This is a genomic window from Cellulomonas carbonis (assembly GCF_014636275.1).
GTDB classification, from domain to species: domain Bacteria; phylum Actinomycetota; class Actinomycetes; order Actinomycetales; family Cellulomonadaceae; genus Actinotalea; species Actinotalea carbonis.
The window spans coordinates 892460-917597 of sequence record NZ_BMEB01000001.1 but is presented as its reverse complement, the minus strand read 5'-3'; the positions used below and the strand labels follow the sequence as shown (position 1 = coordinate 917597).

Here is a 25138-nt window from a genome sequence, read left to right as displayed (position 1 = left end):
GTGCGACCGGGCTCCGACACACTGGGCGCGTGCACGACGACCTCGAGCGCGCCGACGGCGTGCAGCCCACCGGGTCCCCTCCGCCGGGCGGGGGCGCGTCGCTCACAGACCGTCTCGACCGGCTGCCCTTCACGCGTCGGCACGGCCGGCTCGTCGTCGGGTCGGGTGTCGGCTGGGCGCTCGACGCGATGGACGTCGGGCTCATCGCGTTCGTGATCGCGGCGCTGCGGGTGCAGTGGGAGCTCAGCCCGACCCAGATGTCGTGGATCGCGTCGGTGGGCTTCCTCGGCATGGCGCTCGGCGCGAGCGTCGGTGGGCTGCTCGCGGACCGCGTCGGACGCCGCCAGGTCTTCGCGCTCACGCTGCTCGTCTACGGGCTCGCGACGGGTGCCGCCGCGCTCGCGACGTCGGTCGCCGCACTCATGGCGCTGCGCTTCGTGGTCGGCCTCGGCCTCGGGGCGGAGCTGCCGGTCGCGTCGACGCTCGTCAGCGAGTTCGCGCCGGCACGCATCCGCGGCCGCGTCGTCGTCGTGCTCGAGGCGTTCTGGGCAATCGGCTGGATGCTCGCGGCCCTCATCGGGTACCTCGTCGTGCCCTCGGGTGACGACGGGTGGCGGTGGGCCCTCGTCATCGGTGCGGCGCCCGCCGCGTACGCGATCGTCGTGCGCCGCGGGCTCCCGGAGTCGGTCCGCTTCCTCGTCGCCCGCGGACGCACGGCCGAGGCCGAGCGGGTGGTCCGCTCGTTCGAGGAGGCGGCCGGCGTGCCCGCACCGCGCGCGACGGTGACGCCGGCGTCGCCCCGTGCCGCGGGCCCTCCGGAGGGGACGTCGCACCGCACCGCGGGCGGACCCTCCGCGCTGTGGACCCCCGGGCTGCGGCGCCGGACCGCGGGGGCCTGGGGGGTCTGGTTCTTCGTCAACTTCTCGTACTACGGCGCCTTCACGTGGCTCCCGTCGCTCCTCGTGGCCGACGGCTACACCCTCGTGCAGTCGTTCGGGTACACGCTCGTCATCACGCTCGCGCAGCTGCCGGGGTACGCCGCGGCCGCCGTGCTCGTCGAGCGCTGGGGGCGTCGACCGACCCTCGCGTCCTTCCTCGTCGGCTCGGCGGTCGCGGCGGTCCTCTTGGGCACCGCGGGCACGCCGGCGGGCGTCGTCGCGGCAGGCATGCTGCTGTCGTTCTTCAACCTCGGCGCGTGGGGCGCGCTGTACGCCGTCACACCCGAGATCTACCCGACGGCGCTGCGGGCGACGGGTGCGGGGTGGGCCGCGGGCTTCGGCCGGGTCGCCTCCATCGCCGCACCCCTCAGCGTCCCGCCGCTGCTCGTGCTGGGCGGCACGGCCACGGTCTTCGGCGTCTTCGCGGTGGCGTTCGTGCTCGCGGCCGGCTGCGCGCTCGCCCTGCCCGAGCTGCGCGGTCGCGTGCTCGACGCCTGAGGCGGGGTCGCGCCGCGTGGCCGGGCGGGCCACCGTCGGCGACCCCGCACGCCCGACGCGTGCCCGCGCCCGTCCGCCGGGTGCGAGCACGGGTCGGGGTCTGGCAGAATGGCCCGCTGTACCCGGCCCGGGCGGACCCTCTACCCGCCCGACGTCGTGTCCTCCGGCTCCGCGCACCGCCTAACCCCACGGGTCGGCGCGCCGGGCCTCCCACGCAGAAACCAGGAGAGACCACCACTGTGGCCGTCAAGATCCGTCTGAAGCGTCTCGGCAAGATCCGGGCGCCGTACTACCGCATCGTCGTCGCCGACTCGCGCACCAAGCGCGACGGTCGCGTGATCGAGGAGATCGGCAAGTACCACCCCACCGAGGAGCCGTCGTTCATCGAGGTGAACCGCGAGCGCGCGCAGTACTGGCTCAGCGTCGGCGCCCAGCCGACCGAGCAGGTCGCGGCGATCCTCAAGGTCACCGGCGACTGGCAGACCTTCAAGGGTCTCCCGGGCGCCGAGGGCACCCTGAAGGTCAAGGAGCGTCCCGGTGACGACTCGGCAGCGGCCGCCGTCGCCGCCGCCGCCGACGCCGCCGAGAAGGCGAAGGCCAAGGCCGCCGAGAAGAAGGCCGCCGAGCCTGCTGCCGAGGCCGAGGCGCCCGCCGACGCCGCCGCGGAGGAGCAGGCCTGATGCTCGCCGACGCCCTGGAGCACCTCGTGCGCGGCATCGTCGACCACCCGGACGACGTCCGGGTGAGCGCGCGGTCGCTGCGTCGTGGGGAGCTCCTCGAGGTCCGGGTGCACCCGACGGACCTCGGCCGGGTGATCGGCCGCAACGGCCGGACCGCGCGAGCGCTGCGCACCGTCGTGAACGCGCTCGCGCCGCAGGGCGGCGTGCGCGTCGACGTCGTCGACGTCGACCGCCGCTGACCGAGAGCACGAGGTCGGACGAGGCCCGGTCCCCGCACGGGGACCGGGCCTCGGCCGTGAGAGAGGGAGCCGCATGCAGCTGACCGTCGCGACCATCGGCCGTGCGCACGGCCTGCGCGGGGAGGTGGCGCTTGACCTGCGCACCGACGTCCCCGACGAGCGCTTCGCCCTGGGCGCCGTGCTCCGGACCGTCCCGTCCGCCGCGGGGCCGCTGACCGTCGCGCGGACGCGGGACCAGAACGGCCGCCTCCTCGTGACGTTCGCCGAGGTCCCCGACCGCACGACCGCCGAGTCGCTGCGGGGCGTCGAGCTCGTCGTCGAGGCCGAGGCCTCCGACGAGGAGGACGCCTGGTACCCGCACGAGCTCGTGGGCCTGCGCGCCGAGCGGACCGACGGCGAGGTCGTCGGCGAGGTCGTCGGGCTCGAGCACCTGCCCGCGCAGGACGCGCTCGTCGTGCGCGAGCCCGACGGGACGCGGACGCTCGTCCCGTTCGTCCGCGCGATCGTCCCGGTCGTGGACGTCCCGGGTGGACGCGTCGTGCTCGACGCGCCGCGCGGGCTGCTCGCCTCGGACCCCGTCGAGGACGAGGACGGCGACGCCGCGCCGGACGACGGGGCGGGCGGGCGGCGCGCGCGCGGCGGACCGGACGAGCCGCGCGAGGGCTGACGTGCGCATCGACGTCCTGACGATCTTCCCGGAGTACCTGGCCCCGCTCGACCTCTCGCTCGTCGGCAAGGCCAGGACCGCCGGGCTCCTGGACCTGCGCGTCCACGACCTGCGGCGCTGGGCGACCGACCGGCACCGCACCGTCGACGACACGCCCCTCGGCGGCGGCGCGGGGATGGTCATGCGCCCCGACGTGTGGGGCGAGGCGCTGGACGAGGTGCTCGGGCTGGGTGACGGCGGCGAGCCCGGGCGCGGGCCCGACCACGAGCCCGACCACGAGCCCAGTGGCGTCGAGCTGCTGGTCCCCACGCCGTCGGGCGAGCGGTTCACGCAGCGCACGGCGGAGCGCCTCGCGGGCGTCCCTCGGCTGGCCTTCGCTTGCGGTCGCTACGAGGGGATCGACGCACGCGTCGCCGAGCACTACCGCGGACGCGGGGTGCGGGTGACGGAGCTGTCGCTGGGCGACTACGTGCTGAACGGGGGAGAGGTCGCCGCGCTCGTCGTCGTCGAGGCGGTCGCACGGCTGCTCCCGGGGGTCGTGGGGAACCCCGAGTCCCTCGTCGAGGAGTCGCACGGGGTCGCGGGCCTGCTCGAGTACCCCGTCTACACGCGTCCCCCGGTGTGGCGGGGGCACGAGGCGCCCGAGGTCCTCCTCTCCGGGCACCACGCGCGGATCGCCCGGTGGCGACGCGACCGGGCGCTCGAGCGCACGGTGCAGCGCCGGCCCGACCTCGCGGCGGCGCTCGACCCGGCAACCCTGGACCGGCACGACCGGGAGATCCTCGCGGGGTGCGCGTGGGAGGTCGGCCCGGACGGGCCGCACCCGGCCGGCGCGGGCAGCGACGAGCGCGACGCGGGCGGGTCGGGGGCACTCACGCCCGAGTGAGGCGCTGTCGTCGGCCACGATCGCGCTGTGGCAGAATGGCCCGTCGGTGTGCGCCCCCGCGTCTCTGCCACAGGGGAGGCGGTCCGGTCGGCCCTCAGGGCCGGTGGCGCGCACGACTCCGATCCGTTCACGGCAGCACGGCTGCCCATGATGACGCGCCTGACCTGTGGCAGGGCGGGGAAGTGACTGACATGCACACGCTGGACTCGGTGGACGCGGCACAGCTGCGCTCCGACATCCCGTCGTTCCGTCCGGGCGACACCGTCAAGGTCAACGTCAAGGTCGTCGAGGGCAACCGCTCGCGCATCCAGGCGTTCCAGGGCGTCGTCATCGGCCGTCACGGCGGCGGCATCCGCGAGACCTTCACGGTCCGGAAGATCAGCTTCGGTGTGGGTGTCGAGCGCACGTTCCCCGTGCACTCGCCGACGCTCGACTCGATCGAGGTCGTCACGCGCGGTGACGTCCGTCGCGCGAAGCTGTACTACCTGCGCGCGCTCCGCGGCAAGAAGGCCAAGATCAAGGAGAAGCGCGAGACGCCGGCGGCCCGCTGACGTCGGCTGCGACTCGCGACGGGCGGTCACCCCTTCGGGTGGCCGCCCGTCGGCGTCCGTGGGGGCGCAGGCACGCAGGAGGACGCGCGGCGTCGGCCGGATGCCGACGGGGTGGGGGAGACATGGCACAGTGGGGACGGTGACGTCCCGTGGTGCCGCCGACCGACCCCTCTCCCACGCGGAAGCCCAGGAGGACGGCATGACGAGCGTGGCCGGACCCGAGGAGCCGCACCACCACGGGGGGCTCGCTGCGTGGCTGCGCGAGACGGCGATCATCGTGGTGAGCGCCCTCGTGCTCTCGCTCGTCATCAAGACCTTCCTGGTGCAGGCCTTCTTCATCCCGAGCGGCTCGATGGAGGAGACGCTCCTCGTGGGCGACCGCGTGCTGGTGTCGAAGCTCGCCCCGGGACCGCTGGACGTGAGCCGCGGCGACGTCGTCGTCTTCAAGGACCCGGGTGGGTGGCTCCCCGACGAGCCCGAGACGCCCGTCGCGCCGTGGCGGAGGGTCGCGACGGACGTCCTGACGTACGTCGGGCTGCTTCCGCAGGACTCCGGCGAGCACCTCATCAAGCGCGTGATCGGCCTCGAGGGCGACACCGTGGAGTGCTGCGACGAGCAGGGGCGCGTGAGCGTCAACGGCGTCCCGCTCGACGAGCCGTACCTCGCACCCGGGGCGCAGCCGAGCGAGCTCGAGTTCACGACGACCGTGCCCGAGGGTCACCTGTGGGTCATGGGGGACAACCGCCAGCACTCGCAGGACTCGCGCTACAAGCAGGGGAACCCCGGGGGCGGGAGCATCCCCGCGGACAACCTCGTCGGGGTCGCGTTCGTGACGGTCTGGCCGGTGGACCGGTGGCAGGTGCTCCGCAACCCGGGGTCGACCTTCGAGGACGTCCCGTGACCACGCCGCCCGCACGGCGTCCGCGACCGGACCTGCGGCACGAGCGCGCGTTGCTGCGCTCGGGGGCGCGTGTGGTGGTCGGCATGGACGAGGTCGGGCGGGGTGCGCTAGCGGGCCCCGTCAGCGTCGGCGCGGTCGCGGTCGACCTGACGACCCGGACGTGCCCGTCCGGCGTCGCCGACTCCAAGCTGCTGACGCCCGGCGCCCGACGTCGGCTCCTGCCCGCCCTCGGCCGGTGGGGCCTCGCGCGGGCCGTGGGCCACGCGAGCCCGGCCGAGATCGACGAGGTGGGCATCGTCGCGGCGCTCCGGCTCGCGGGCGGCCGCGCGCTCGCCGCGCTCGGCGTCGCCCCCGACGTCGTGCTGCTCGACGGCTCGCACGACTGGCTGAGCCCGCCCCTGCAGCCCGACCTGTTCGTCGAGGTCCCCGAGGTCGGCTTCGCCGTGCGGACGCGCGTCAAGGCGGACCAGCGCTGCGCGTCGGTCGCCGCCGCGAGCGTGCTCGCCAAGTGCGAGCGGGACGACCTCATGGTTGCGCTCGACGCGGCGCACCCCGAGTACGGGTGGGGCGGCAACAAGGGCTACGGCGCCCCGGAGCACGTCGAGGCGCTGCGGCGCCTCGGCCCGTGCCCCGAGCACCGACGCAGCTGGCGGCTGCCGGTCACCGGCGAGGTCGGCGCAGGGTGCGCCGAGGCGCGCGAGGACGCCGACGCGACCGGCGCCCGCGCCACGCGGACCGGGACGGTGGTCGCTGTCGAGGCGGAGCACGAGCCCGGGACCGCGGACGGAGCGGGCGTCCGTCCGGGGGACGAGCCGTCCGGCGCGTCGGACGCGCCTCCCGGATGGGTCATGATGGACGCGTGAGCGCCGAGGACCTCGAGAACTACGAGACGGACATGGAGCTCGCGCTCTACCGCGAGTACCGGGACGTCGTGAACCTGTTCGCCTACGTCGTCGAGACGGAGCGCCGCTTCTACCTCGCCAACCAGGTCGACCTCCAGGTCCGCTCCGCCGCCGGCGAGGTGTACTTCGAGCTCACGCTCGGCGACGCCTGGGTGTGGGACGTCTACCGCTCGGCGCGGTTCGTCAAGTCCGTCCGCGTCGTCACCTTCAAGGACGTCAACGTCGAGGAGCTCGCCAAGGCGGACCTCGACCTGCCGGACGGCGGCGGCTTCCGCCGCTGACGCGACGGGCGTCGTCCCCAGGTCGGCGCCGCGTGCGCCGTCCACGGGACGAGGTGGCCCGTGCGCTCGGCCCCGGTCCCCGCGCCCCACGGTGTGACCGGAGGTGGTCGCATGCGCGCGAAGGACGCGGTGGGCAGGTACGGGGAGGGCGTCGCTGCGGCGCACCTGGGACGGGCCGGCTGGGAGGTGCTCGACCGGAACTGGCGCGGCCGGGCCGGGGAGATCGACATCGTCGCCCTCGACGGCGAGGAGCTCGTCGTGGTGGAGGTCAAGACCCGGAGCGGCGACGGGTTCGGTCATCCCGCCGAGGCGGTGACGCCGGTCAAGCTCGCGCGCCTGCGCCGTCTCGCCGCCGAGTGGCTCGACGCGCACGACGTGCGACCGCGGGGCGTGCGGATCGACGTGGTCGCGGTCCGGACCGCGCGGCGCGGTGCGGCGCACGTCGAGCACCTGCGAGGCGTGCTGTGACCGGTCTGGGGCGCACGCGCGCGGTGTGCCTCGTGGGGCTCACCGGGCACGTCGTCGAGGTCGAGGCGCACCTCGCGGCGTCGGTGCCCGGCTTCACGCTGGTCGGGCTGCCGGACGCGTCCCTGGCGGAGTCCCGGGACCGCGTGCGCGCGGCAGTGACGTCCTCGGGCGTGAGCTGGCCGCAGCGGCGCATCACGGTCAACCTGTCGCCCGCCGCGCTGCCCAAGGCCGGGGCGGCGTTCGACCTCGCGGTCGCGGTCGCGACCCTCGCCGGGGCGGGTGCGTGCGACCCGCGCGCGGTCGACGGTGCGGTGCACCTGGGGGAGCTCGGTCTGGACGGGCGCCTGCGCCCGGTGCGGGGCGTGCTGCCCGCCGTGGCCGCCGCGGTCGCCGCCGGGCACCCGCGCGTCGTCGTCCCCATCGGGAACGCCGACGAGGCCCGGCTGGTCCCCGGCGCGGAGGTCGTCGCGGCGACCAGCCTCCGCGAGGTCCTGCGCCGGTACGGCGCGGACGTCCCGGAGGTCGACGACGAGCCGGTGCTCGTCGAGCACCGCGGAGCCCCGGCTGCGTCGACGGCCGACCTCGCCGACGTCGTGGGCCAGTCCTCGGCGCGGTGGGCGCTCGAGGTGGCCGCGGCGGGCGGTCACCACCTGCTCATGGTCGGACCACCCGGGACGGGCAAGACGATGCTCGCGGCACGGCTGCCGGGTCTGCTGCCGGACCTCGACGAGCGCGACGCCGTCGAGGTGACGGGCGTCCACTCCGTGTCCGGGACGTTCCGGCCGGGGGACGGGCTGCTGCGACGGCCGCCGTACGAGGACCCGCACCACACGGCGACGCCGGCCGCGGTCGTCGGCGGCGGCAGCGGGCTCCCGCGCCCCGGCGCCGCCTCGCGCGCGCATCGCGGCGTGCTCTTCCTCGACGAGGCGCCGGAGTTCTCGCCACGCGTCCTCGAGACCCTCCGCCAGCCGCTCGAGCAGGGCGAGATCGTGCTGCACCGGGCTGCGGGGAGCGCCCGGTACCCCGCGCGCTTCCAGCTCGTGCTCGCCGCCAACCCGTGCCCGTGCGGGCTCTCCGTCGGCCGGGGTCTGGACTGCACGTGCACGTCGCTCGCGCGTCGACGGTACTTCTCACGGCTGTCCGGCCCGCTCCTGGACCGCGTCGACGTCCAGGTGGAGGTGCACCCGCTGAGCCGTGCGGACCGCCTCGCGCAGGGCAGCCCCGAGGGCTCGGCGGTGGTCGCCGACCGCGTCGCCCACGCGCGTGACCGCGCTCGCCGTCGGCTCGCGGGCACGCCGTGGACGACCAACGCGGAGGTGCCCGGGTCGTGGCTGCGTGGACGACCCGGCGCGCCCACCCACGTGCTCGACCGTGCCCTCGACGAGGGCAGGCTCAGCCTGCGTGGCGTCGACCGGGTCCTCCGCGTGGCCTGGACCCTCGCCGACCTCGCCGGGCGCGACGTCCCCGGGAGCGACGACGTCGGTCAGGCGCTCCTCCTGCGGACCCGAGGGCAGGTCGCCGCGTGAGCGCGGTGGGGTCGCCCACGGCCGTCGCCGAGGCGGAGCTCGTGGCGCGCGCGGCGTGGAGCCGCCTGGCCGAGCCGGGCGACGAGGTCGCCGGGGCGCTCGTCGCGGCGCTCGGTGCGCGGGACGCGCTCGCGTGGGTCCGCGACGCCGCCCAGGGCTGTGCGCGCGCCGCATCCGACGTCGCCGGCGGCGGGCCGGCCGCACGACGGCTCGCGACGGCGGTCACGCGCTGGGCCCCGCGCCTGGAGACCCTCGCCCCGGACCGGGACCTCGACGCGCACCGTCGCCGCGGCGGGGACGTCGTCGTGCCCGGTGACCCGCGGTGGCCGGCCGCCCTCGACGACCTCGCCGCGGCTGCACCGCACGCGCTGTGGACGCTCGGCGGCGGCGACCTCGCAGCCGCGCTCGACGGCTCGGTGGCGGTCATCGGGGCGCGGGCCTGCACGGCGTACGGCGAGCGCGTCACCGCCGAGCTCACGGCGGGCCTCGTCGACGTGCGTCGCCCTGTGGTCTCCGGTGGCGCCTACGGGATCGACGCCGTGGCGCACCGCACCACGCTGCGGTGCGGTGGGCGGACCGTCGTCGTCCTCGCCGGGGGCGTCGACCGGCCCTACCCGGCCGGCAACGCGCGGCTCCTCGCGGAGGTCGTGGCGTCGGGGGGGACGCTCGTCAGCGAGGTCCCGCCGGGGAGCGTCCCGAGCCGGTCGAGGTTCCTGCAGCGCAACCGGCTGATCGCCGCCGGTGGGTCGGTGACGGTGGTCGTCGAGGCGGCGTGGCGGTCGGGCGCGCTCAACACCGCGGGGACGGCCGCGACGCTGCTGCGTCCGGTCGGGGCGGTCCCGGGTCCGGTCACCTCGTCCGCCTCGGCGGGCTGCCACCGGTTGATGCGTGAAGGGGTCGCCGCGTGCGTCACGGGCGTGGAGGACGTGCTCGAGCTCGTCGCACCGGCCGGCTCGGACCTGCGTCCCGCAGCACCCGAGGTCGCGGCGCGCAGACCCGTCGACGCGCTCGACGAGGTGCACGCGCGGACCCTCGACGCGCTGCCCGTGCGGGCGTGGGCGGTGGAGGAGTCGGTCTCCCGCGTCGCGGGGCTCGCGCTGGCGGAGGTGCGGGCCGCGCTCGGGCGCCTGGAGCTCGCGGGTCTCGCCGAGCGCAGCGAGGGTCGGTGGCGGCGCCGGACGGTGCGGGACGGACGGGTGCGAACCGGCCCAGACCGGGCACGGACGAACCCGGACGGGCCGGGCAGCGGGTGAAGTGAGCGTGTCCCGCCTTGTGACTCCGGCCGGAACACGCCACGGTAGGTGACATGGACGGGGGAGCCGGAGCGGCCACGAGTGCGACCGAGGAGGTCGCGGTGCGCGGCTTCCTCGACCACCTGGCGCTCCAGCGCGGGCTGTCCCAGCACACCGTCCGGGCTTACGACGGCGACGTGCGTCACGCGTTGTCCTTCGCGCGACGACGCGGTGTCGCGTGGTCCGAGGTCGACCTCGCCGTCCTGCGTGCCTGGCTCGGCGCCATGGTCGCGGCCGGCCTGTCACGTGCGACGGTGGCGCGGCGCGGGGCGGCGGTCCGCGCGTTCTACTCGTGGGCCGCGCGGTCGGGGATGCTCCCGGCCGATCCTGCCGCGCGTCTGGTGACCGCCCATCCCGGTGCACCGCTGCCCGTCGCGCTCGCGGTCGAGCCGGCGCGTCGGCTCGTCGAGACGGCGCGCGACCTCGCCGCCGACGGCGACCCGGTGGCGCTGCGGGACTGGGCCGCCGTCGAGCTCCTCTACGGCACCGGCGCCCGCGTGGGCGAGCTCGTGGGTGTCGACGTGGACGACGTCGACCTCGACGACCGGCTCGTCCGGGTCATGGGCAAGGGTGCCAAGGAGCGCGTCGTCCCGTTCGGCCTGCCCGCCGCTCGCGCCGTCCGGGCGTACCTGCGCGACGGGCGTCCCCGGCACGCGACCGCCACGTCCGGCCCCGCGCTCCTGCTCGGGCTGCGCGGCGGCCGCGTCGACCAGCGCCAGGTCCGAGCCGCGGTCCACCGGCTCGCGCGCGCCGCGGGCGTCGAGGACCTCGCGCCGCACGGTCTGCGGCACACCGCCGCGACGCACCTCCTGCACGGAGGCTCCGACCTCAGGTCCGTCCAGGAGATGCTCGGCCACGCGTCGCTCGCGACGACCCAGCGCTACACGCACGTGACCCCCGACCGTCTGCGACGCTCGTACGAGCAGGCGCACCCCCGAGCCTGAGAGGGTCATCCAGATGCCAGCACAGGCTCGCCCGTCGGGCGCCGTGACACGGCGCACCGTCGGCCGCGTCGTGCCGCACCCCCACGTCGCCGGTGCCGCCGACGACGCGGTGGCCGTCGAGTCGCTGTGGACGGTGTTCAAGGAGACGGGCGACCGGGCCGCGCGCGAGCGGCTCATCCTGCACTACGCCCCGCTGGTCACGATGGTCGCCAACCGCGTCGGCGCCGGGCTCCCGAGCACCGTCGAGCAGGCCGACCTCGTGTCCTACGGCATGTTCGGCCTCATCGACGCGATCGAGAAGTACCAGACCGACCGCGCGGTGAAGTTCGAGACGTACGCGAGCTCGCGGATCCGGGGCGCGATCATCGACGAGCTCCGGGCCATCGACTGGATCCCGCGGTCGGTGCGGACCAAGGCCCGAGCGGTGGACCGGGCGTTCGCCGAGCTCGAGGGCGAGCTCCGGCGGGCGCCCACCGAGCAGGAGGTGGCGGACCGCCTGAAGATCGGCGTGGGTGAGCTGCGTGCCGTCTTCACGCAGCTCTCGACGGTCAACGTCGCGGCGCTGGACGAGCTCCTCGGCGGGGGCAGCGACCGCGGCGACTCGCTGTCCCTGCTCGACACGCTCGAGGACCCGGGCGCTGTCGACCCGGCGGGCAGCGTCGAGGCGCAGGAGACCAAGATCCTGCTCGCGCGCGCCATCGAGAAGCTGGGCGAGCGCGAGAAGATCGTGCTGGTCCTCTACTACTACGAGGGCATGACCCTCGCCGAGATCGGCCGCATCCTCGGTGTGACGGAGTCGCGGATCTCGCAGATGCACACCGCCGCGATGCTGCGGCTGCGGAGCACGCTCCAGGAGAGCGAGCGCGGCTGAGCGCTCGCCCCGGCGGTTCACCCGGTCGCGCGCCACGGTGCGGGTCGCCCTGCGGCGACGAGTGCCGACGGTGCGGGTGGTCGGTGGTCACCGGCGCCGACGGCGCGGGTGGTCGGAGGCCACGGGCGCGGGGGGTCTGCGGTGAGCTCACGCTCACGGCCTCGGCAGGAGGCGAACCTCCCGCGCACCGGGCAGCAGCCCCAGCGGGTCGACGTAGGTGCCGCCCCGCCGCACGCCCCAGTGCACGCACGGTCCCCGGCAGTGCGTGGATCCCTGCTCCACGACGCCGATGACGTCGCCCGCGGCGACCACGTCGCCGGCCGCGACCGTCGCCGTGACCGGCTCGAGGCTCGAGCGGAGCGCTCCCGCGTGGTCGATCGAGACCACGCCACGGTCCACGACCCGGCCGACGAACGCGACCGTCCCGTCCGCGGGTGCCAGCACGAGCCCGCCCGGTCCCGTCTCGACGTCCACGCCCCTGTGGCCCCGGGACCACCGCTGCGCGGGCGGGTCGAACAGCCGCAGCACGCGTGCGGTCCCGTCGACGGGCACGCGCACCACGACCGACGGGACGGGGACCGCCGACGCCCACGCGAGGTCACCGCCGACGACGGCCTGCAGGCCGAGGAGCGTCGTGAGCGTCACCGTGACCAGGACGGCGGGGAGGGGGCGTGCGCGCATGCCGCAACGGTGGAGCCGTCGTCGGACGCCGGGCGGGCGGGACCCGGGTGCCTGTGGACGCGGGGCCGCCCCTGCCACCGGGGACGCCGGCGGGGGACCCGTGCCCCCGGCGTGCGGTCCACCGCCCGCCCCGCGTCGGGTACGCTTTCCGTTGCACCCGGTCCGCCGGGTGACATCGCGCGCCTCCCACCGACCGCGAGCGGCCCCCGGGTCGCAGGTCGGGCGCGTGCCGACGACGGTCCGGGCCTCGTGCCCGGTGTCGGCACCGCAGGCGCCAGGGACGTCCGGCACCGAGCCGGCGTCGACAACCGGATCGCGGGACGGCCTCGGCCGGACCCGCCTGCACTTGCGCGGCTGCGACCAGCCGCGCCGGAAGGACGTGCCATGGCCGTCGTGACCATGCGCCAGCTGCTCGAGAGCGGTGTCCACTTCGGGCACCAGACCCGCCGGTGGAACCCGAAGATGAAGCGCTTCATCTTCACGGAGCGCAACGGCATCTACATCGTCGACCTCCAGCAGTCGCTGTCGTACATCGACCGCGCGTACGAGTTCGTCAAGGAGACCGTCGCGCACGGCGGGACGATCCTCTTCGTCGGCACCAAGAAGCAGGCCCAGGAGCCCGTGGCCGAGCAGGCCGCGCGCGTCGGCATGCCCTACGTCAACCAGCGCTGGCTCGGCGGCATGCTGACCAACTTCACCACGGTCAACAAGCGGCTCCAGCGCCTCAAGGAGCTCGAGGAGATCGACTTCGACGACGTGGCGGGCAGCGGCTACACCAAGAAGGAGCTGCTGATCATGCGTCGCGAGAAGGACAAGCTCGCGAAGACGCTGGGCGGCATCCGCGACATGGCGAAGGTGCCCTCGGCCATCTGGGTCGTCGACACCAACAAGGAGCACCTCGCCGTCGACGAGGCGCGCAAGCTGGGCATCCCGGTCGTCGCGATCCTCGACACGAACTGCGACCCCGACCTGGTCGACTACCAGATCCCCGGCAACGACGACGCGATCCGCGCCGTCACGCTGCTCACCCGCGTGATCGCGGACGCCGCTGCCGAGGGCCTCATGGCCCGCCACTCGGGTCGTCAGGCGCAGGCCGAGGGTGCGGCCGACGCGACCGCCGAGCCGCTCGCCGAGTGGGAGCGCGAGCTCCTCGCCGGCGCCGGCGACGCGGGCACCGGTGCCGAGGTCCACACGGAGCCCAAGGTGGCCGAGCGCGGCGACCACGCCGAGCCGGCCGCCCCGGTCGAGGCCGACGACCTGCCCGCGACCGCCGAGGCCGCCGCGGCCGAGGTCGAGAGCCCGGTCGACGCGATCGGGACGACCACGGACGACGCCGCGGCGCCGTCGGGCCAGGACGCGGCGCCGGCCGCCGAGGCCGCAGGTGCCTCGGAGCCCGCCGCCGAGGACACCGCCTCCGCCTGACCCGCGCGCTGCGCACCTGACCAGGGCCCGACCGGCCGGAACCCGGCCGGTCGGGCCGCCCTGAGCCGACAGACAGAGGGACACGAACCCATGGCGAACTACACCGCCGCAGACATCAAGGCGCTCCGCGAGCGCACCGGCGCCGGCATGCTCGACGTCAAGAAGGCCCTGGACGAGGCGAACGGCGACGCCGAGAAGGCGCTCGAGATCATCCGCGTCAAGGGGCTCAAGGGCGTCAGCAAGCGTGAGGGTCGCGCCGCGTCGGACGGCCTCGTCGCCGCGCACGTCGAGGACGGCGCCGAGGGCCAGACCGGCGTCCTCATCGAGCTGAACTCCGAGACGGACTTCGTCGCCAAGAACGCGACGTTCGTGGCGCTCGCCGACAAGGTGCTCGCCGCCACGGTCGCGGCCGGGACCGACGACGTCGCCGCCGTGCTCGCCTCCGACCTGGACGGCCGCACCGTGCAGGAGACGATCGACGAGACCGCCGCGACGCTCGGCGAGAAGGTCGTCCTCCGCCGCGTCGCCCGGGTGTCCGCCGAGAAGGTCGCGGTCTACCTGCACAAGGTCAACAAGGACCTCCCGCCCCAGGTCGGCGTCCTCGTCGGCTCCGACGCCAAGGGTGCTGAGGTCGCGCGCGACGTCGCGATGCACATCGCGGCGTACTCGCCCGCGTACCTGACGCGCGACGAGGTCCCCGCCGAGACGGTCGAGTCCGAGCGCCGCATCGCGGAGGAGACCTCGCGCAACGAGGGCAAGCCCGAGGCCGCGCTCCCCAAGATCGTCGAGGGGCGCCTGAACGGCTTCTTCAAGGAGTCGGTGCTCGTGGACCAGGCGTTCGCGAAGGACCCGAAGAAGTCCGTCGGCCAGGTGCTCACCGAGGCCGGCGGCACCGTCACGGCGTTCGCCCGCTTCCGGGTCGGCGCCTGACCGACCGACCTGTAGCGTCACGACGGCGGCCCGCGGTCCTGGTGGCCCGGGCCGCCGTCGTGCACCAGGGGGACTCGCGTCCCGGCCCGAACACCGTGGAGGAAGCGTGACGCAGGACCAGATCGCACCCGTGCACCCGTCCCGCGCCCACCAGGCCCGGCGTGTGCTCCTCAAGCTCTCCGGCGAGACGTTCGGCGGGGGCGGCATCGGCCTCGCGGCCGACGTGGTGCAGCGCATCGCGGGGGAGATCGCCGACGCGGCGCGCGAGGGCGTCCAGGTCGCGATCGTCGTCGGCGGCGGCAACTTCTTCCGGGGTGCCGAGCTGTCCCAGCGCGGCCTGGACCGGGCTCGCGCCGACTACATGGGCATGCTCGGCACGGTGATGAACTGCCTCGCGCTGCAGGACTTCCTCGAGCAGGCGGGGGTCAGCACCCGCGTGCAGACCGCGATCACGATGGGTCAGGTCGCGGAGCCGTACATCCCGCTCAAGGCGATCCGTCACCTCGAGAAGGGCCGCGTCGTCATCTTCGGGGCCGGGGCCGGCATGCCCTTCTTCTCGACCGACACGGTCTCGGTCCAGCGTGCGCTCGAGACGCACTGCGACGAGGTCCTGATGGGCAAGAACGGCGTGGACGGCGTCTACTCGGCGGACCCGCGCTCGAACCCCGACGCGGTGCGCCTCGACCAGCTCACCTACACCGAGGCGCTCGTCGAGGGCCTGGAGGTCATGGACGCGACCGCGCTGAGCCTGTGCCGCGACAACGGCGTGCGCATGCGCGTCTTCGGCATGGAGGCCGCGGGCAACGTCACGCGTGCGCTCCGGGGTGAGAAGATCGGCACGCTGCTCACGGCCGGCTGACCGGACGCGGCACGACGACGAGACGAAGGAGCACCGGTGATCGACGAGACCCTCCTCGAGGCCGAGGAGAAGATGGACAAGGCGGTCGAGGTCGCCAAGGAGGACATGGCGACCATCCGGACGGGCCGGGCCAACCCCGCGATGTTCACCAAGATCCAGGTGGAGTACTACGGCGCCCCCACGCCGCTGCAGCAGCTCGCCTCGTTCACGACGCCCGAGGCGCGCACGATCCTCATCACCCCGTTCGACCAGAGCGCGCTCGGCAGCATCGAGCGTGCGCTGCGCGACTCGGACCTCGGCGTGAACCCGAGCAACGACGGTCGGATCATCCGCGTCGTCCTCCCGCAGCTGACCGAGGAGCGTCGCCGCGACTACGTGAAGCTCGCCAAGCACAAGGCGGAGGAGGCGCGCGTCTCCGTGCGCAACGTCCGACGTCGTGCGAAGGAGGAGCTCGACCGCATCGTCAAGGACGGCGAGGCCGGCGAGGACGAGGTCACGCGTGCGGAGAAGGAGCTCGAGTCGCTCACCAAGAAGCACGTCGAGCTGATCGACCAGGTGCTCGCCCACAAGGAGAGCGAGCTGCTCGAGGTCTGATGGCTGATCTCGCAGGTGCCGATGCCGTGCAGCGCACTGCGCCACGGGCCGGCCGCAACCTCCCTCTGGCGGTCGCGGTCGGCCTCGGCCTGCTCACGCTCGTCCTGCTCTCGCTGTTCGTCCGCAAGGAGCTGTTCCTCGTCCTCGCGGTCGTCGCGTGCGGCGCCGCGCTGTACGAGCTGACGCAGGCCGTCGGCCGGCGCGGGATCCACCCGCCGCTGCTGCCGATGCTCGTCGGCTCGACCGGCATCCTCGTGTCGTCGTACGTCTCGGGTGCCGAGGCGCTCTACGTCGCGTTCCTGCTGACCGCGGGCGGGGTCGTGGTGTGGCGCGTCCTGGACGGGAGCGGTCCGGCCGCCGTCCGCGACGCGGCCGCGGGGACGTTCGCGACGGCGTACGTGCCGTTCATGGGCGGCTTCGTGATGCTCATGCTCGCCGAGGCCGACGGTCCGCGGCGCGTGCTGCTGTTCGTGCTCCTCGCGGTGGCGAGCGACACGGGCGGCTACGTCGCCGGGGTGCTCGCCGGACGCCACCCGCTCGCGCCGTCCGTCAGCCCGAAGAAGACCTGGGAGGGTCTCGGCGGGTCGGTCGTGCTCGCGTCCGTCGTCGGGGCGGTCGGGCTCGTCTGGGGCTTCGGCGCGTCGCCTGCGCTCGGCGTCCTCCTCGGCGTCGCCGCGGTGCTCACCTCGACCATCGGGGACCTCGCCGAGTCGCTCCTCAAGCGCGACCTCGAGCTCAAGGACATGGGCACGCTGCTGCCCGGCCACGGCGGCGTGCTCGACCGCCTCGACTCGCTCCTGCTCACGGCACCCCTGGTGTACGTGGTGCTCCTCATGGCCCTCCCGGTCGTGGGCGACTGACGATGGGACCTGTGCTGTGAACGCCCGTGCTGACGAGGTCCGGCCCTCCGCCGAGGGTCGCGCCCCCCTGACGCTCACGATGAGCGCCCCGCGTCGCGGCAAGCCGCCGCGGCACTTCGCCGACCTGACCGCCGAGGAGCGTGCGACCGCGGTCACCGAGCTCGGCGAGAAGCCGTTCCGCGCCAAGCAGCTCGCGACGCACTACTTCGGCCACCTGTCGGCCGACGCCGACGAGATGACGGACCTGCCCAAGGCGACCCGCGACGCGCTCGTGGGCGAGCTCTTCCCGCCGCTCCTGCGGCCCGTGCGCACGTTCACCGCGGACGCGGGGACGACGGTGAAGACGCTGTGGAGCCTGTTCGACGGCGTCAAGGTCGAGTCGGTCCTCATGCGCTACCCCGGACGGGCGACGCTGTGCGTCTCGAGCCAGGCCGGCTGCGGCATGGCGTGCCCGTTCTGCGCGACCGGGCAGCAGGGCCTCACGCGCAACCTCTCGACGGCGGAGATCGTCGAGCAGGTCCGGCACGCGGCGCGCGCCCTGCAGCGGGGCGAGGTCGCGGGCGGGCCCGGTCGGCTGACCAACGTCGTCTTCATGGGCATGGGCGAGCCCCTCGCCAACTACCGCACCGTGGTCGACGCCGTCCGTCGCTTCGTCGCCCCGGCCCCCGAGGGTCTCGGTCTCTCGGCGCGGAACGTCACGGTGTCGACCGTCGGGCTCGTCCCGGCGATCGACAAGCTCGCGGCGACCGGCATCCCGGTGACGCTCGCCCTGTCGCTGCACGCTCCCGACGACGAGCTGCGCAGCGAGCTCGTGCCGATCAACACCCGGTGGACCGTCGACGAGGCGCTCGACGCGGCGCGGCGGTTCTTCGAGTCGAGCGGACGACGCGTGAGCATCGAGTACGCCCTCATCAAGGACATGAACGACCACGCCTGGCGCGCCGACCTCCTCGCGGAGAAGCTCCTGGCGCGGGGGCGGGGCTGGGTGCACGTCAACCCGATCCCGCTGAACCCGACGCCGGGGTCGATCTGGACCGCGAGCGAGCGCGCCGTCGAGGCGGAGTTCGTCGCACGACTTCGCGCTGCCGGGATCCCGACGACCGTCCGGGACACCCGCGGCAGCGACATCGACGGGGCCTGTGGCCAGCTCGCAGCGGAGGACCGATGACGACCCTGTTCCGCACCGTCGGCCGCCTGCGCTCGGGGTACGACCCCGCGCAGGTCGACGAGTTCTTCTCGCGCGCCCGCCGCGTCTACGAGGGCGACGGCCACGAGCCGCTCACCGCGGCGGAGGTCCGCGAGACCGCGTTCGACCTCGTGCGCGGCGGGTACGCGACCGGACCCGTCGACGCGGCCATGGACCGCCTGGAGCGCGCTTTCGTCGCGCGTCAGCGGACCGAGTTCATCGCGGCGAACGGCCAGCAGGCGTGGATGGACCACCTCGCCGGCCAGGCCCGCACCCTCTACGGCCGCCTCACGCGGCCCGACGGCGAGCGGTTCGCGCCGGCGCGCCGGGGTCAGCAGGGCTACCTGCCGGAGGACGTCGACGCGTTGTGCCACCGCCTCGTCGACTACTTCGACCACGGCCAGAGCCTGACGTCCGAGGAGGTCCGGGGCGCCACGTTCCGTCGGGCGCGCGGCGCCAAGGCGTACGGCGAGCCCGCGGTCGACGCGTTCTGCGCCCGCGCGGTCGAGGTGCTGCTCGGCGTCGAGTGACGGCGCCGCGCTCGTGCGCCACCCGCCACGCCGCGCCGCGCCGCTGCTGCACAATGCCGGGGTGAACCAGCGCACCGTGGTCCTGCTCGGGTCGACGGGGTCGATCGGCACCCAGGCCGTCGACGTCGTCCGCCGCAACCCCGACCGCTTCCGGGTGGTGGGTCTCGCGGCGGGCGGCCGTGACCCCCGGCTCGTGGCCGAGCAGGTCGTCGAGACCGGTGCGACGACGGTCGCGGTCGCCGACCCGGGCGCGGGCGTCGCCGTGCTGGAGGCGGTCACGCGCGTGGCCGCCGAGCGCGGCGTCGGCGCGATGGGCGTCGAGCTGATCACCGGACCGGACGCCGCGACGGTCCTCGCGGGGCGCGGGGCCGACGTCGTGCTCAACGGGATCACGGGGTCGATCGGCTTGCGGCCCACGCTCGCGGCGCTCGAGGCCGGCAGCACGCTGGCGCTCGCGAACAAGGAGTCGCTCGTCGTCGGCGGGGCGCTCGTCCGAGCCGCCCAGCGGCACGCGGACCAGGTGGTGCCGGTCGACTCCGAGCACTCCGCCATCGCCCAGTGCCTGCGCGGCGGCCGGCGGGACGAGGTGCGACGGCTCGTGCTCACCGCGTCGGGCGGTCCCTTCCGCGGCTGGACCCGGGACGAGGTCAAGGCCGTGACGCCCGAGCAGGCGCTCGCGCACCCGACCTGGTCGATGGGGCCGGTCGTGACGGTGAACTCCGCGACCCTCGTCAACAAGGGGCTCGAGCTCATCGAGGCGCACCTGCTCTTCGACGTGCCGGTCGAGGACATCGAGGTCGTCGTGCACCCGCAGTCCGTCGTGCACTCGATGGTCGAGTTCGTCGACGGGTCCACCATCGCGCAGGCGTCACCGCCCGACATGCGCCTGCCGATCGCGCTCGGCCTCGCCTGGCCCGACCGGGTGCCGTCCGCGGTGCCGCCGTGCGACTGGACGTCGGCGACGGCCTGGACGTTCGAGCCGCTCGACGACGACGTGTTCCCCGCCCTGCGCCTCGCGCGCGACGCGGTGCAGGCGTCCCCGACGCACCCGGCGGTGCTCAACGCCGCCAACGAGGAGTGCGTCGACGCGTTCCTCGCAGGCCGGATCGGGTTCCTGGACGTCGTCGCGACGGTCGAGCGCGTGCTCTGCGAGCACCGGGCCGAGGGCGACCTCGACCTCGAGACCGTCCTGGCGGCCGAGACGTGGGCGCGCGCCCGCACGCACGAGCTGCTCGACCGGCGCTGACCGGCGCTGACCGGCGCCGACCGGCGCTGACCGGCGCCGTGCGGCTCAGTGCCCCGTGAGCGGAGCCATGACGCGCGCGACGGCGCTCGGGCGGTCCGTCAGCCGCTCCTCGACGTCCGCGAGCGCCGCGGCGCGGAGCCCCGCGTTGATCCCGAGCCAGCGCAACGGCTCGGGCTCCCACGGGCGTGACCGGTGGCCGACCCAGGGCAGCCGGGTCAGCGCGGTGTCCCGGCCGGTGACGAGGTCGGCGAGCGTGCGACCCGCGAGGTTCGTCGTGGCGACGCCGTCGCCCACGTAGCCGCCCGCCCAGGCGAGGCCGCGCGGGTCGGCGCCCACGGACGCGTGCCAGTCCCTGGCGATCCCGAGCGGGCCGCCCCAGCGGTGCGTGACGCGTGCGGCGCCGAGCTGGGGGAGGAGGTCGCGCAGGGTCCTCTCGAGCGCCGCGAACACCGTCGGCTCGCGGTCGGATCCGGGCCGGATCGCGCTGCCCCAGTGGTACGGGGCACCGCGGCCGCCGAACGCCAGGCGGCCGTCGGCGGTGCGCTGCCCGTAGACGACGAGGTGGCGGTGGTCGGAGAAGGTCTCGGCCTCCGCGAGGCCGATGCCCTCCCAGACGTCCTCGGGGAGCGGCTCGGTCGCGACCATGAGCGAGTACACGGGCGCGACGGCCCGGCGGGTCCCCGGCAGCCGCGCGGTCCAGGCCTCGGTCGCTCGCACGACCCAGCGCGCCCGGACGTCGGCACGACGCCCCGCGTGCTCGACGACGACGCGGCCCGGGGCGACCTCCACCGCGCGCGTCCGCTCGGCGACGCGTGCACCGCGTCGCTCGACGACGCGCGCGAGGCCGCGGACGAGCCGCGCGGGCTGGACGCGCAGGCAGTCCGGCGTCCACGTGCCGCCCAGGGTGCCCCGCCCGGCCAGCCGGCGCCGTGCGTCCTCCGCCCCGAGCAGGTCCAACCGGTCGCCCCACCGCTCGGCCTCGGCGGCCTCGGCGCGCGCGCGTGCGAGCTGCGGAGTGGTGCGCGCGAGCGTCACCGTGCCGCCGCGGACGAGGTCGCACCGCAGGTCCTCGACGGCGACGACGCGCTCGACCTCGTCGAGGGTCGCGCGCATCGCGGCCCGCATCGCCAGGGCGGCGGGCGTCCCGTGCCGACGAGCGAGCCCAGCGGCCGACGTCGGGAACAGCGCCGAGCACCACCCGCCGTTGCGGCCGCTCGCTCCGAAGCCGACGACCTCCTGCTCGACGACGAGCACGTCGAGCGTCGGATCGGCGGCGGTGAGGTAGTACGCGGTCCACAGCCCCGTGAGGCCGCCACCCACGACGACGACGTCGGCGTCGGTCGCGCGGTCGAGCCCGGGTCGCGGCTCGAGGCGGTCGCCGTCGTCGGCCACCTGGTCGAGCCACAGCGACACGTCGCGGTAGGGCCGGGCGGCCGGCGCGTCACGTGCGTCGCGCGCGTCCGCCCCGTCCGGGGCCGGCCCGCCCGGCCCCGGACGACGGTCCGTCACCACGTCGTCAGAGCTGCGCCCAGGCCCGCGTGAGGACGTCGCGCAGGATCTGCTCGATCTCGTCGAACTCCGCCGGGCCGCACGTGAGCGGGGGAGCGAGCTGGATCACGGGGTCCCCGCGGTCGTCCGCACGGCAGTACAGACCCGCGTCCATGAGCGCGTGCGAGAGGAACCCGCGCAGCAGCCGCTCGCTCTCGTCGTCGTCGAAGGTCTCGCGTGTCGTCGCGTCCTTGACGAGCTCGACGCCGTAGAAGTACCCGTCGCCGCGGACGTCGCCGACGATCGGCAGGTCGAGGAGCTTCTCGAGCGTGCGGCGGAACACGGGCGCGTTCTCGTGGACGCGGTCGTTGAGGCGCTCGCGCTCGAAGAGGTCGAGGTTCGCCATGGCGACCGCCGCGCTCACGGGGTGCCCGCCGAACGTGTAGCCGTGGTAGAAGGTCGTCGTCCCGTGCCGGAACGGCTCGAAGATACGGTCCGACACGAGGCACGCGCCGATGGGGGAGTAGCCCGACGTCATGCCCTTGGCGCACGTGATCATGTCCGGGACGTACCCGTAGTCGTCGCACGCGAACATGCTGCCGATGCGTCCGAACGCGCAGATGACCTCGTCGGAGACGAGCAGGACGTCGTGCCGGTCGCAGATCTCGCGCACGCGCTCGAAGTAGCCGGGCGGCGGGGGGAAGCACCCGCCCGAGTTCTGCACGGGCTCGAGGAACACCGCGGCGACCGTGTCGGGGCCCTCGAACAGGATGGCCTCCTCGATCCGGTCGGCGGCCCACCGGCCGAACGCCTTCGGGTCCTCGCGCAGGTGCTCGGGCGCGCGGTACAGGTTCGTGTTGGGCACCTTGTGGGCACCGGGCACGAGCGGCTCGAACGGCGCCTTCATGCCGGGGATGCCGGTGATGGACAGCGCGCCCTGCGGCGTGCCGTGGTACGCCACGGCGCGCGAGATGACCTTGTGCTTGCCCGGGCGGCCCTGGAGCTTCCAGAACTGCTTCGCGAGCTTCCACGCCGTCTCCACGGCCTCGCCGCCGCCCGTCGTGAAGAACACCCGGTTCAGGTCGCCGGGTGCGTGGTGCGCGAGGCGCTCGGCGAGGTCGATCGCCTGCGGGTGCGCGTACGACCAGAGCGGGAAGAAGGCGAGCTCGGACGCCTGCCGGCGCGCTCGCTCGGCCAGCTCGACGCGGCCGTGACCCGCCTGGACGACGAAGAGGCCCGACAGGCCGTCGATGTAGCGGCGCCCGTCGGCGTCCCAGATGTGGTGGCCCTCGCCGCGCACCACGACCGGCACCGGGCCGTGCTCCCACGTCGAGTGGCGCGTCATGTGGCCCCACAGGTGGTCGCGCGCCGCCTGCATGCGGTCGGTGCCCGCGGGTGTGCGGGACGTGGTCGCCGCCGCGGCGCCGGTGTGCTCGACGGGCTCGGTCATCGGGTCCCCCAGTTGTAGAGCTGCTTGCGCAGCTTGAGGTAGACGAACGTCTCGGTGGTGCGCACGCCGGGCAACGTGCGGATGTCGTTGTTCAGCACCTGGAGCAGGTGCTCGTCGTCCTCGCACACGACCTCGACGAGGACGTCGAACGCGCCCGCGGTCACGACGACGTAGTCGACCTCGGGGATGTCGGCGAGCGCGTCCGCGAGACCCTGGAGGTCGCCCTCGGCCTTGATCCCGATCATCGCCTGGCGGGAGAAGCCGACCTGGAGCGGGTCGGTCACGGCGACGATCTGCACCACGCCCGACTCGACGAGCCGCTGGACCCGCTGCCGCACGGCCGCCTCCGAGAGGCCGACCGCCTTGCCGATCGCCGCGTAGGGACGACGGCCGTCCTCCTGGAGCTGCTCGATGATGCCCTTGGAGGTCGCGTCGAGGGTCACGGGCGGCGGCTTGCGCTGGTCGGCCATGTCCGCGATGGTCCCGCGTCGGACGCGGCAAGGCAAGCGAATCCGTGGAACGGCGTGCCTTCCGCCGCGCATCTCGTCGTTCGAGACGGTCGCGGGCGAGGAAATCGACGGCGGCGAGCCGTGACCTGGCCTCGTCGCTGCGCTACCGTGCGGGGGTCACGAGGGCGTGGCCGACCGGGCCGCCCCGACCCCGCAGGAGGTGCTGTGTCCACGAGCTCTGCCACCACCACGGACGTCGTCGCGCTGCAGAACGTCGTCGGCGGCCGTCGCACCGACGCGGCCGACGGACGCACGACCGACGTGATCGACCCCTCGACGGGCGAGCGCTACGCGACGGCGCCGCTGTCGACGGCCGAGGACGTCGACGCCGCCTTCCGCGCCGCGGCCGACGCGTTCCCCGGCTGGCGCGACGCGACGCCGGGGGAGCGGCAGCTCGCGCTGCTGCGGGTCGCCGACGCGATCGAGGCGCGCGCCGAGGAGTTCGTCCAGGTCGAGTCGCGCAACACCGGCAAGCCGCTCGCCCTGGTCCGCAGCGACGAGGTCCCGCCGAGCGCGGACGAGCTGCGCTTCTTCGCCGGGGCCGCGCGCGTGCTCGAGGGGCTCAGCGCCGGGGAGTACATGCGGGGGCACACGTCGTGGGTGCGACGTGAGCCGATCGGCGTCGTCGGGCAGGTGACGCCCTGGAACTACCCGCTCATGATGGCGATCTGGAAGGTCGCCCCCGCGCTCGCGGCGGGCAACACGGTCGTCCTCAAGCCCTCCGACACGACCCCCGCGTCGACGCTGCTGCTCGCGGAGGTCGCGGGCGAGTTCCTGCCGCCGGGCGTCCTCAACGTCGTGTGCGGCGACCGCGGCACGGGGCGCGCGATCGTCGAGCACCCCGTCCCCGCGATGGTGTCGATCACCGGTTCCGTCCGGGCCGGGATGGAGGTCGCGGGCTCGGCGGCGCGGGACGTCAAGCGCGTGCACCTCGAGCTGGGCGGCAAGGCGCCCGTCGTGGTGTTCGGCGACGCGGACCTCGCGGTCGCCGCGGAGGGCATCGCCGGGGCCGGCTACTACAACGCGGGCCAGGACTGCACGGCCGCGACGCGCGTGCTCGTGCACGAGTCGGTGCACGCGGACTTCGTCGCCGCGCTCGCGGAGCAGGCGAGGGCGACGCGCACGGGCCGCCCGGACGAGGACGTCGCCTTCGGCCCGGTGAACAACGAAGGCCAGCTGGGGCGGGTGATGGGCTTCCTCGACAGGCTGCCCGACCACGCCGACGTCGTCGCGGGCGGGCGGCGCCAGGGCGACGTGGGCTGGTTCCACGAGGCGACCGTCGTCGACGGGCTGCGCCAGGACGACGAGGCCGTGCAGGACGAGATCTTCGGCCCGGTCATCACGGTCCAGACGTTCCGCGACGAGGAGGAGGCGGTCCGGCTCGCCAACGGCGTCCGCTACGGGCTGTCGAGCTCGGTGTGGACCACGGACCACGGCACCGCGCTGCGCATGTCCCGCGCCCTGGACTTCGGCGTCGTGTGGATCAACACGCACATCCCGTTCGTGTCGGAGATGCCCCACGGCGGGTTCAAGCACTCGGGCTACGGCAAGGACCTGTCCATGTACGGGTTCGAGGACTACACGCGCATCAAGCACGTGATGAGCGCGTTCTAGCGCGTCGCCCGGCGCGCGCCCGCCCGTCCGCGCCCCGGAGCGTCATTCGTGTGACTTTTTCGTTGCAGATGCGCTCCGGGGCGACGGAATCCCTTGTGTCAGCGGTGGGCCCCTGCCAAGATCCA

General features: G+C 74.7%; 27 protein-coding genes. 23 read left to right on the top strand and 4 right to left on the bottom strand.

The genetic code is table 11. The features are described 5' to 3' along the window. Positions 1-59 precede the first annotated feature (59 nt). The 14 genes from IEV86_RS04225 (at position 60) to whiG (ending at position 11644) form a co-directional block, all read left to right on the top strand. Positions 60-1436, top strand: coding sequence for an MFS transporter (locus IEV86_RS04225; RefSeq protein ID WP_052426355.1), 1377 nt, complete (start codon positions 60-62; stop codon positions 1434-1436). Between the two features lie 239 nt (positions 1437-1675). Further along, entirely contained in the window at positions 1676-2116 is a 441-nt protein-coding gene (rpsP, locus tag IEV86_RS04220; protein WP_043607878.1) for a 30S ribosomal protein S16, read from the top strand. Beyond that, positions 2116-2355 (top strand): RNA-binding protein, encoded by a 240-nt coding sequence (locus IEV86_RS04215; RefSeq protein WP_043607880.1) that lies wholly within the window; start codon positions 2116-2118, stop codon positions 2353-2355. The genes rpsP and IEV86_RS04215 overlap by 1 nt, the downstream gene beginning before the upstream one ends. 73 nt (positions 2356-2428) lie before the next feature. Next, the gene (rimM, locus tag IEV86_RS04210) at positions 2429-3022 is read left to right on the top strand and encodes a ribosome maturation factor RimM (RefSeq protein WP_052426353.1); all 594 of its coding nucleotides are present in this window, start codon (positions 2429-2431) and stop codon (positions 3020-3022) included. A gap of 1 nt (position 3023) precedes the next feature. Beyond that, positions 3024-3908, top strand: a complete 885-nt coding sequence (trmD, locus tag IEV86_RS04205; RefSeq protein ID WP_081978823.1) for a tRNA (guanosine(37)-N1)-methyltransferase TrmD — start codon at positions 3024-3026, stop codon at positions 3906-3908. A 191-nt stretch (positions 3909-4099) separates the two neighbouring features. Beyond that, the gene (rplS, locus tag IEV86_RS04200; protein WP_043607883.1) at positions 4100-4459 is read left to right on the top strand and encodes a 50S ribosomal protein L19; all 360 of its coding nucleotides are present in this window, start codon (positions 4100-4102) and stop codon (positions 4457-4459) included. Between the two features lie 199 nt (positions 4460-4658). Further along, on the top strand, positions 4659-5360 hold the full coding sequence (gene lepB, locus IEV86_RS04195; protein ID WP_052426354.1) for a signal peptidase I: 702 nt from the start codon (positions 4659-4661) through the stop codon (positions 5358-5360). Beyond that, positions 5357-6223, top strand: a complete 867-nt coding sequence (rnhB, locus tag IEV86_RS04190; protein WP_229734462.1) for a ribonuclease HII — start codon at positions 5357-5359, stop codon at positions 6221-6223. Before lepB ends, rnhB begins: the two co-directional genes overlap by 4 nt. Next, positions 6220-6543: a DUF2469 domain-containing protein gene (locus IEV86_RS04185; protein WP_043607885.1), complete on the top strand. Its 324-nt coding sequence runs from the start codon at positions 6220-6222 to the stop codon at positions 6541-6543. Before rnhB ends, IEV86_RS04185 begins: the two co-directional genes overlap by 4 nt. 111 nt (positions 6544-6654) lie before the next feature. Further along, a complete protein-coding gene (locus tag IEV86_RS04180) occupies positions 6655-7011 on the top strand; it encodes a YraN family protein (protein ID WP_043607887.1) in 357 nt (118 codons plus the stop codon). Continuing rightward, positions 7008-8537, top strand: a complete 1530-nt coding sequence (locus IEV86_RS04175; RefSeq protein WP_043607890.1) for a YifB family Mg chelatase-like AAA ATPase — start codon at positions 7008-7010, stop codon at positions 8535-8537. Before IEV86_RS04180 ends, IEV86_RS04175 begins: the two co-directional genes overlap by 4 nt. Next, positions 8534-9790 (top strand): DNA-processing protein DprA, encoded by a 1257-nt coding sequence (gene dprA / locus IEV86_RS04170; protein ID WP_188484551.1) that lies wholly within the window; start codon positions 8534-8536, stop codon positions 9788-9790. The genes IEV86_RS04175 and dprA overlap by 4 nt, the downstream gene beginning before the upstream one ends. 53 nt (positions 9791-9843) lie before the next feature. After that, the gene (locus IEV86_RS04165) at positions 9844-10773 is read left to right on the top strand and encodes a tyrosine recombinase (protein ID WP_043605026.1); all 930 of its coding nucleotides are present in this window, start codon (positions 9844-9846) and stop codon (positions 10771-10773) included. 13 nt (positions 10774-10786) lie between these two features. Then, a complete protein-coding gene (whiG, locus tag IEV86_RS04160; protein ID WP_081978640.1) occupies positions 10787-11644 on the top strand; it encodes an RNA polymerase sigma factor WhiG in 858 nt (285 codons plus the stop codon). 153 nt (positions 11645-11797) lie between these two features. Here whiG and IEV86_RS04155 read toward each other — a convergent pair whose 3' ends face one another. Further along, positions 11798-12325 (bottom strand): M23 family metallopeptidase, encoded by a 528-nt coding sequence (locus IEV86_RS04155; RefSeq protein ID WP_052426083.1) that lies wholly within the window; start codon positions 12323-12325, stop codon positions 11798-11800. Between the two features lie 384 nt (positions 12326-12709). On the opposite strand from IEV86_RS04155, the gene rpsB reads away from it, so the two are divergent. From rpsB to dxr, 8 genes are all read left to right on the top strand, one after another. After that, on the top strand, positions 12710-13747 hold the full coding sequence (gene rpsB / locus IEV86_RS04150; RefSeq protein ID WP_043605023.1) for a 30S ribosomal protein S2: 1038 nt from the start codon (positions 12710-12712) through the stop codon (positions 13745-13747). Between the two features lie 90 nt (positions 13748-13837). Then, positions 13838-14677, top strand: a complete 840-nt coding sequence (gene tsf, locus IEV86_RS04145) for a translation elongation factor Ts (protein ID WP_043605020.1) — start codon at positions 13838-13840, stop codon at positions 14675-14677. A gap of 106 nt (positions 14678-14783) precedes the next feature. After that, entirely contained in the window at positions 14784-15536 is a 753-nt protein-coding gene (gene pyrH, locus IEV86_RS04140; RefSeq protein WP_229734461.1) for a UMP kinase, read from the top strand. 36 nt (positions 15537-15572) lie between these two features. Beyond that, a complete protein-coding gene (frr, locus tag IEV86_RS04135; protein WP_043605017.1) occupies positions 15573-16130 on the top strand; it encodes a ribosome recycling factor in 558 nt (185 codons plus the stop codon). Beyond that, a complete protein-coding gene (locus IEV86_RS04130; RefSeq protein ID WP_052426082.1) occupies positions 16130-16990 on the top strand; it encodes a phosphatidate cytidylyltransferase in 861 nt (286 codons plus the stop codon). Before frr ends, IEV86_RS04130 begins: the two co-directional genes overlap by 1 nt. Positions 16991-17069: 79 nt before the next feature. Continuing rightward, a complete protein-coding gene (rlmN, locus tag IEV86_RS04125; RefSeq protein ID WP_043605062.1) occupies positions 17070-18158 on the top strand; it encodes a dual-specificity RNA methyltransferase RlmN in 1089 nt (362 codons plus the stop codon). Further along, positions 18155-18706, top strand: a complete 552-nt coding sequence (locus IEV86_RS04120; protein WP_043605011.1) for a DivIVA domain-containing protein — start codon at positions 18155-18157, stop codon at positions 18704-18706. Before rlmN ends, IEV86_RS04120 begins: the two co-directional genes overlap by 4 nt. A gap of 61 nt (positions 18707-18767) precedes the next feature. Next, positions 18768-19952 carry a 1-deoxy-D-xylulose-5-phosphate reductoisomerase gene (gene dxr, locus IEV86_RS04115; protein ID WP_043605059.1) on the top strand — a complete coding sequence of 395 codons (1185 nt, stop codon included), beginning with the start codon at positions 18768-18770 and terminating at the stop codon, positions 19950-19952. Positions 19953-19997: 45 nt separating this feature from the next. Here dxr and IEV86_RS04110 read toward each other — a convergent pair whose 3' ends face one another. From IEV86_RS04110 to IEV86_RS04100, 3 genes are read right to left on the bottom strand one after another with little or no spacing between them, the layout of a single operon-like run. After that, positions 19998-21461 (bottom strand): NAD(P)/FAD-dependent oxidoreductase, encoded by a 1464-nt coding sequence (locus IEV86_RS04110; RefSeq protein WP_081978639.1) that lies wholly within the window; start codon positions 21459-21461, stop codon positions 19998-20000. Positions 21462-21468: 7 nt separating this feature from the next. Next, positions 21469-22890 (bottom strand): aspartate aminotransferase family protein, encoded by a 1422-nt coding sequence (locus tag IEV86_RS04105; protein ID WP_052426081.1) that lies wholly within the window; start codon positions 22888-22890, stop codon positions 21469-21471. Then, the gene (locus IEV86_RS04100) at positions 22887-23360 is read right to left on the bottom strand and encodes an Lrp/AsnC family transcriptional regulator (protein ID WP_043605008.1); all 474 of its coding nucleotides are present in this window, start codon (positions 23358-23360) and stop codon (positions 22887-22889) included. Before IEV86_RS04100 ends, IEV86_RS04105 begins: the two co-directional genes overlap by 4 nt. Before the next feature lie 204 nt (positions 23361-23564). Here IEV86_RS04100 and IEV86_RS04095 point away from each other — a divergent pair, with 204 nt between their 5' ends. Further along, positions 23565-25013 (top strand): gamma-aminobutyraldehyde dehydrogenase, encoded by a 1449-nt coding sequence (locus IEV86_RS04095; protein WP_052426080.1) that lies wholly within the window; start codon positions 23565-23567, stop codon positions 25011-25013. The last annotated feature ends 125 nt before the right edge of the window (positions 25014-25138 follow it).